This window comes from Alloyangia mangrovi (genome assembly GCF_002300555.2).
GTDB lineage: Bacteria > Pseudomonadota > Alphaproteobacteria > Rhodobacterales > Rhodobacteraceae > Salipiger > Salipiger mangrovi.
This window is the reverse complement of the sequence record NZ_NTHN02000104.1, coordinates 1-7,154: the sequence shown is the minus strand read 5'-3', so window position 1 is coordinate 7,154 and position 7,154 is coordinate 1. Positions and strand designations below refer to the sequence as shown.

The following is a 7,154-nucleotide window of genomic DNA, read 5'->3' as shown; positions in this document are numbered from 1 at the left end:
CCCTGCGCGGCGTCGCGCCCGAAGGGCTGCGCGCGCTGGAGAACGCCCTCGCCGCGCTCCCGGCACCGCGCGAGATCACCGAGGCGCCTGACCCCGAGAGTGCCGCAAAGGCGCTGCGCAAGGCGGAGGACAGCCTCGCTGCCGCCGAGTCAGCCTTCGAAAATGCCCGCAGCCGCGACGAGCAGGCGCGACTGGCCGAGATCCGCGCCCTCACCACCCGCGAAGCCGCCGAGACCCGCCTCGCCGAACTGCGCGAGACGCTCCCCGAAGACCCCGACGCCGCCGCCACGACACTCGAAGAAGCACGGGCCGAGGCGGAGACCGCCCTCTCCACCGCCCGCGATGCGCTGGCGGCGCTGCAGGGCGAAGCCCCCGATCTCAACAGCGCCGAGGCCACGCTCACCCGGGCGCAGTCGGTGCTCGATCAGGCCGCGAAGCGCCAGCGCGAGCTGTCCGAGCGCAAGGCCGCGCTCGACACAGAGATCAGCCTGCGCGCCGGGGAAGGCGTCGAGGAAGACCTCGCCGCCACCGAAGAGGCCATGTCCAAGGCCCGCGAGCGCGCCGAGCGCTACGCTTTCGAGCGCGATACGCTGGTGCTGCTGAAGGCAACGCTGGAAACCGCCCGCTCGGAGGCGCGCGAACATTATTTCGAGCCGGTCACCCGCGAACTGGCGCCGCTCCTGCGGCTGCTCTGGCCAGAGGCCGAGCTGGTCTTCGACGAGGACAGCGCCCTGCCGCGCGCCCTGTCGCGCGGCGGCCAGGAAGAGCCGATGGAGGTGCTCTCGGGCGGCACCCGCGAGCAGATCGCGCTGCTGGTCCGGCTGGCCTTTGCCCGACTGCTGGCGCGCGGTGGGCGGCACGCGCCGGTGATCCTCGACGACGCGCTGGTCTATACCGACGACGCGCGCATCGAGCGGATGTTCGACGCGCTGCACCGTCAGGCGGGGGATCTGCAGATCCTCGTGCTCACCTGCCGCCAGCGCGCCTTTCGCGACCTTGGCGGGCAGATGCTGGGCTACGAGGGCGGGGAGCTGCCCGAGGAGGCGCGCTAGGCCGTCAGGATCAGGCGGCCGCGCGCTGCAGCGCCTCGCGCAGGAAGTCGAACTGGTCCTGCCCGTAGTAACGCTTGCCATGCAGCACGTAGGTGGGCGAGCCGAAGATTTCCCTGGAGATGGCTTCCTCGGTCACCGCGTCGGCCTCGTCTCGCACCTCCTCGGTCTGCGCCACCGCGAGGATGCGCGCCGCCGGCAGGTCGATGGATTCGAAGGCTTCCTGCAGATCGCCCGGATCAGCGAGATTGCGGTGCTCGGCCCAGACCCCGCGCAGACAGGCGAAGGTGACGGCGTCCTGGTCCAGCCCGAGCCGACCGGCGGCAAGGATGCAGCGGCAGGCCAGTCGCGGGTCGGTCGGCCAGCTCGGCGGCATGGCCTCCATGCGCAGGCCCCGGATCGCCGCCCAGCGGGCCTGGTCCTCGATGCGGTAGGTGCGGCGCGGGTCGGTGTGGTCATAGGGCGGCGTCACCCCGGCGGCCTCGTAGACCCGCGCAACCTCCATCGGCAGGAAGCGCACCTTCGCCCCGCAGCGCCGGGCCAGCCCGATCAACTCCTGGTGCCCGAGGTAGGCATAGCCCGACATCGGTGCAAAGAAGTAGTCGATCACGGGGGGGCAGGCTCATTCGGGACTCCGCGAAGGCTTGGTTGGCAGCATGTCTGCGATCACGCCCGGCGGGGATCGCGGCTGACAGGGCCGCTCGGGGCCGGACATTCTGTTTCAATGAGGCCAAATGCGGGCGAAACGGTCAACGCTGCTGCCTCATGACGGACCGGTGACGGTGCAATGACACCTCAATGCCGCAAGCCGAGCGGCAAGATCCCGCCAAGGCAGCCCCGCGAAAGCCCGCATTCTCCGCAGTTTTGAAACGCTTTGAGCGCGGCTCGATCCTGCCTTAGCCGAGGTTCTCGGCGGGCAGCACCGCAAGCGCCTTGCGCAGCTCGGCAACGCGCTCGGCCACCTCCGGGCTGTGCTGCACGGCGCGGTCCGACCAGGCGCTGAAGCGGTCGAGCAGCGGCAGGAAGAGCGCGATCTCCTCGGCGCTCCAGTCCCTGAGGAAGCTGCCCAGCACGAGGAACTTGTAGGCCCGCACCGCCGAGACGATCTCGGCCCCCGGCGGGGTCAGCTCGAGCACCGAGCGGCGGGCGTCCTGCTGGCTCACGGCGCGGCGGATCAGCCCCATGCGAATGAGGTCCGAGGCGATACGGCTGGCGCGCGAGGGATCGATCCTGAGCCGCGCCGCGACAGTGGAGACCATGGTCTCGGCATCCTCCGCACAGGCAGCGGCATCGTCGAATTCACCCTCGGGAGCGCGCACCGCGAGCAGGACATCAAGCTGGGCGAGGTCGATGGAGAGCCCGAGATCGGCCAGCGCGCGCTGGCCCAGCTCGCGCTTCATCACCCGTCGCCGCCACTTCTGCAGCGCCACGTCGATCTCGATCGCCGCTTGCGCCGAGGCCTCGTCGATCCCCGCCCGCCGCAGGTGATCCCGGATTCTCGCGTCCTTGTCCGGCATGATGGCGCGCTCCAAATTACGTGCTGTTGACATGTATATGCCTTCGGCACATATATGCTCCCAGCAATCCATTTTCGCAAGGTGCCCCCGCGACTCGCCCGACCGACGGCCGTGCGCGCCCTGCCTGCCCTGCGGTGCCGCCGCGCCATCCAGCCCCCGAGGAGCCTCGTGCATGAGTCACCGCGCCGATCCCGTCGACCTGTCAGAGCCCGTTGCCGCCCCCGCCGCGCATGACCCGGCCGTGGTGCGCCTTGCGCTGTTCGCGGTCTCGGCGACGCTGCTCTTTGCCTCGCTGGGGCAGACCATCGTGTCGACCGCCATGCCGATCATGGTCGCCGACCTTGGCGGCATGGAGCATATCACCTGGGTGATCACCGCCTACCTGATGGCCTCGACCATCGGCGCGCCGATCGCCGGGAAACTCTCGGACCTCTACGGCCGCAAGTCGGTGCTGCAGAGCGCCATCGGAGTCTTCCTCGCCGGCGCCGTGCTCTGCGGCTTTGCCACGAGCATGGGGATGATCATCGCCGGACGCCTGATCCAGGGCGCGGGCGCGGGTGCGCTGATCGTGACCTCGATGGCGGTGGTGGGTGATCTGCTGCCCGCCCGCCAGCGCGGACAGGCGCAGGGGATGATGGGCGCGGCCTTCGGCGTGTCGACGGTGGTCGGCCCGCTGCTCGGCGGCTTCATCGTGCAGCACTGGTCGTGGCACTGGATCTTCTTCGTCAACTTCCCCGTGGGCGCGCTGGCCTTCGTGGTGCTGGGCATGGCCCTGCCCTCGCGCGCCGACCGCAGCCGCAAGTCGGTGGATTACGCTGGCGCGGTGCTGCTCGCGACGATCCTCGCTTCGGCGGTGCTCATCTCGAACATGGGCGGAACCGTGCTGCCCTGGAGCCACCCCGGCGTGCTGGCGCTGGCCGCGCTCGGTCTTGCTGCGCTGGTCGGCTTCGTGCTGGTCGAACGCCGCGCGCCCGAGCCGATCCTGCCGCTCTCGCTGTTCCGCAACAATGCCTTCGTGACGGTCAACTCCATGGGGTTCCTGATCGGCATGGCGATGTTCGGCACGATCACCTTCCTGCCGCTCTTCCTGCAGGTGGCCAAGGGCATCTCGCCGACCCAGTCCGGTCTCTTCCTCGTGCCGATGATGGGCGGGCTGCTGGGCGGCTCGATCGGCGCCGGGCGGATCATGTCGAAACGCGGCACCTACAAGGTGATGCCGATCCTCTCGACGGCGCTGCTCTGCCTCTCGATGCTGGCGCTCACCCGGCTCTCGGGCGACACGCCGCTCTGGCTGTTGGCGGTCAACATGGTGGGCGTCGGGCTCGGCCTCGGGCCGGTGTTCAGCGTCGGCGTGACCGCGATCCAGAACTCGGTGCCGCGCAGCATGATCGGCGTCGGCACCGCCAGCGCCAACATGTTCCGGCTGATCGGAGGCTCGATCGGCACGGCGGGCTTCGGCGCGATCTTCGGCCTTGGCCTCGCGCGCAATCTCGAGGGGCACCTGCCCGAGGGCATGGGCGGCGGTATCCGCAGCATGAGCGCCGAGATGGTCCACGCGCTTCCCGAGGCGCAGCAGCAGGCGATCATCGAGGGGTTCAGCGCGGCGCTGCACCCGGTGTTCTTCATCGCGGCGGGTGGGGCAGCACTGGCCTGCGCCGTCGGTTTCCTGCTGAACGAGCGCCCGCTCGAGGACTGACCTGCGATCGCGCCGGATCAGGAGGCAAGGCCCGCGGCCTGCCCCTTGGCTTCGCCCGCCTCTTCCGGCTCCGCCTCGTCGGGCGCCGTGCTCTCCAGCCGCGAGCGCAGGTAATCCACCGCCCGCACCGGCGGGTAGACTGGCGCGCCGGTGCCCGGAAGCGCGGCGATCAGGCTCTCGGGGTTGGGATCGAGGAAGAAGGCCACCGAATGGCGGGTGCGGAGCGGCGGCAGCACGCGGTGGGTGGTCGAGACGTAGATGTCATTGGTCCAGCGCATCAGGCAGTCGCCGATATTGACGATGAGCGCGCCCGGCAGCTGCGGCACATCCATCCAGTGCCCACCGCGGGGGCGCACCTGCAGCCCCGGCTCGCCGTCGGTCGCCAACAGCGTCAGCGCGCCGTAGTCGGTGTGCGCCGAGGCCCCCCCGCTCGTCCGCAGCCCCGGTGGTCGGCGGGTAGCGCAGCAGCCGCAGCGTCGCCATGGGCTCGCTGAAATGCGGCGCGAAGAAATCCAGCGGCACCCCGAGATCCATCGCGACCGCCTCGTGCAGCTTCGTCCCGAGCGCCCACATCTCGGCGTAATAGGCCAGCATCGAGTCGCGGAAATCCGGCACGTCCGGCCAGAGGTTCGCGCCCCGGAAGGGCTCGCCCGCAAGCACCCGCGGATCGTCGGGCGCAAGCTCGAGCCCGATGTTGAAAGCCTCCTTGCGGTCGGGGTGATCGGCGCCGTCCTGCTGCTCGGAGCCAAGCCGCGCCCAGCCCCGGTTGCGCGGGTTGCCTTCGATCGACAGCGGCAGCTTGGCGGCCTCGGGCAGCGCGAAGAAGGCGGCCGAAGCGGCAAAGACTCGTGACAGAAGTTCCGGCGGGATCGGCGGGTTGGCCAGCAGGAAAAAGCCGTCCTCGCGGCAGGCCTGCCCGAGCGCAAAGGCAAAGCCCTCGGGATCGTCGCTGAGATCTTCGAAATCGAGGACGGGGATCATCGCCGCTCTCCCTCCGTGGACCGGGCCGCCCGGCGGCCTCAGGGCGCGATCCGGGCAGGTTCGGGCAATTCTCCACCTTCCGAAGGGCTTCGCAAGCGGTTTGGCTCAGGCGGTTGCGCGGATTTGTGCCAACTCTCCCGGTTCGGGCCGAATGGACCGGCCAAACGCCCGCGACGCGCTGCGCGGTCCGGCTCAGCCGCGTCCGCGGCGGAGGAGCTGCGCCAGGCGGCCGTTGGGCGCCGGCAGGAAGCAGCAGGTCAGCACGAAACGGAACGGATCGATGACCATCATGGCAGGTGTCCCCGGGTTGCAGCACCGGGGCGTCCGCTTGCTCCGGCCGCTTCAGGATGACCCGGGGGCATCACGGATTCGTGACGCCCCGGTGACGTTGCGATGACGCCGCAACCCTCTGGAACAAAAGCCTTCTAAGGATCTTGTCAGCGCTCCTTGATAAGCACCGCGCGGAAGTCGTTGACGTTGGTCCCTGTCGGCCCCGGCACGAAGAGATCGCCGATCAGGTCGAAGGCGCCCCAGGCGTCGTTGCGCGAGAGCGCCGCCATGGCATCGCCCCCTGCCGCCCGCAGCCGCGCCGCGCTGCTGCCATCGGCGAAGGCCCCGGCGTTGTCCTCGGTGCCGTCGATGCCGTCGGTGTCGGCAGCCAGCGCATGAATTCCATCGGCGCCGTCGATGGCATGGGCAAAAGCGAGCAGGAACTCTGTATTGCGCCCGCCACGCCCGCCCTTTCCGCGCAGGGTCACCGTGGTCTCGCCGCCCGAGAGCATCACCACCGGCGCCGCGAAGGGCCGGTTCCGGGTCGCCACCTCTCGCGCCATCGCCGCATGGACCCGGCCCACGTCGCGCGCCTCGCCCTCCATGGCATCCGACAGGATCACCGCCGGCAGCCCCGCCGCCTCGGCCTGCGCCGCCGCGGCCTCCAGAGAGAGCCGTGCCGAGGCGACAACCTTCACTTCGTTGCGGGCAAAGACCGGATCGTCCGGCAGCGGCGCAGCCGAGGCGGCACTGCGGATATGCGCGAGGATGTTGCCGGGCAGCGCGATGTTCCAGGCCTCGATCATCGCCAGCGCGGCTTTCGCGTCCACCGCATCGGGCACCGTCGGGCCCGAGGCCACCTGTGCCGGGTCGTCCCCCGGCACGTCCGAGACGATGAGGCTCACCACCTTTGCCGGGGCGCAGGCCGCCGCCAGCCGCCCGCCCTTGATCCGGCTGGCGTGCTTGCGGATGGCGTTCATCACCCCGATCGGCGCCCCCGAGGCCAAGAGCGCCTCGTTCAGCGCCTGCTCGTCCTCCAGCGTCAGCCCCTCGGGTGGCGCGGGCAGTAATGCCGAGCCACCGCCGCAGACCAGCGCCACCACCAGGTCCTTCTCGGTCAACCCCTCGACCGCCCTGAAGAGCGCCGCGCTCGCATCGAGCCCCGCCGCGTCGGGCACAGGGTGGGCAGCCTCCATGACCCGGAGCTGCGCGCAGGGTGCGGCATAGCCGTAGCGGGTCACCACCACCCCTTCGAGCGGGCCGTCCCAGAGCGTCTCGAAGGCGCGGGCGAGCTGCGCCGCGCCCTTGCCGAGGCCGATCACCACGGTACGCCCCTCGGGCTTTTCCGGCAGCGCCGCGCGCAGCGCCTGCTCGGGATCGGCGGCGGCCACCGCGGCCTCGAACAGCCCAGTCAGAAAGGTCTTTTCGTCAGTCACTCGGGGCTCCTCCTCCGCGCGTGGTCCGTGTCGCTCCAGGCGCGCAGTTCGATGTGCCGGGCCCGGGCCGGACCGTTGTGACCCAGGTCGAGCGCAATCTCCAGCCCCGCGACCGCCCCGTCCGAGGCGGCAACATGGCCCTGCACCGCGCGCAGCAGCGTGGCCAGCGCCGCCGCCTGCGCCTCGCCGAGCCCGAGCTGCCCCG

7 protein-coding genes and 1 pseudogene are annotated in these 7,154 nt (G+C 70.5%); 2 read left to right on the top strand and 6 right to left on the bottom strand.

The window, feature by feature from the left end; translation table 11 throughout:
- Nucleotides 1-1,052 (top strand): ATP-binding protein (locus CLG85_RS26600; protein ID WP_375796957.1); only part of this gene is annotated, 1,052 nt, incomplete at its 5' end.
- 10 nt (nucleotides 1,053-1,062) lie between these two features.
- Here CLG85_RS26600 and CLG85_RS26595 read toward each other — a convergent pair.
- Nucleotides 1,063-1,659: a 2-hydroxychromene-2-carboxylate isomerase gene (locus CLG85_RS26595; RefSeq protein WP_260350318.1), complete on the bottom strand. Its 597-nt coding sequence runs from the start codon at nucleotides 1,657-1,659 to the stop codon at nucleotides 1,063-1,065.
- Nucleotides 1,660-1,945: 286 nt separating this feature from the next.
- Nucleotides 1,946-2,566, bottom strand: coding sequence for a MarR family winged helix-turn-helix transcriptional regulator (locus CLG85_RS26590; RefSeq protein ID WP_235865467.1), 621 nt, complete (start codon nucleotides 2,564-2,566; stop codon nucleotides 1,946-1,948).
- Between the two features lie 172 nt (nucleotides 2,567-2,738).
- Between CLG85_RS26590 and CLG85_RS26585 the strand changes: the two genes are divergently transcribed.
- Nucleotides 2,739-4,262, top strand: a complete 1,524-nt coding sequence (locus CLG85_RS26585) for an MDR family MFS transporter (protein ID WP_095883446.1) — start codon at nucleotides 2,739-2,741, stop codon at nucleotides 4,260-4,262.
- 17 nt (nucleotides 4,263-4,279) lie between these two features.
- Here the strand turns inward: CLG85_RS26585 and CLG85_RS27960 are convergent, their stop codons facing one another.
- The 4 genes and pseudogenes from CLG85_RS27960 to CLG85_RS26565 form a co-directional block, all read right to left on the bottom strand.
- Nucleotides 4,280-4,648: a 2OG-Fe(II) oxygenase family protein gene (locus CLG85_RS27960; protein ID WP_375796956.1), complete on the bottom strand. Its 369-nt coding sequence runs from the start codon at nucleotides 4,646-4,648 to the stop codon at nucleotides 4,280-4,282.
- A gap of 289 nt (nucleotides 4,649-4,937) precedes the next feature.
- A pseudogene (locus tag CLG85_RS26575) lies at nucleotides 4,938-5,243 on the bottom strand (2-oxoglutarate and iron-dependent oxygenase domain-containing protein); the annotation flags it as partial.
- A 437-nt stretch (nucleotides 5,244-5,680) separates the two neighbouring features.
- The gene (locus CLG85_RS26570; protein ID WP_260350317.1) at nucleotides 5,681-6,949 is read right to left on the bottom strand and encodes a glycerate kinase type-2 family protein; all 1,269 of its coding nucleotides are present in this window, start codon (nucleotides 6,947-6,949) and stop codon (nucleotides 5,681-5,683) included.
- Nucleotides 6,946-7,154 (bottom strand): hypothetical protein (locus CLG85_RS26565; RefSeq protein ID WP_260350316.1); only part of this gene is annotated, 209 nt, incomplete at its 5' end. The genes CLG85_RS26570 and CLG85_RS26565, both read right to left, overlap by 4 nt.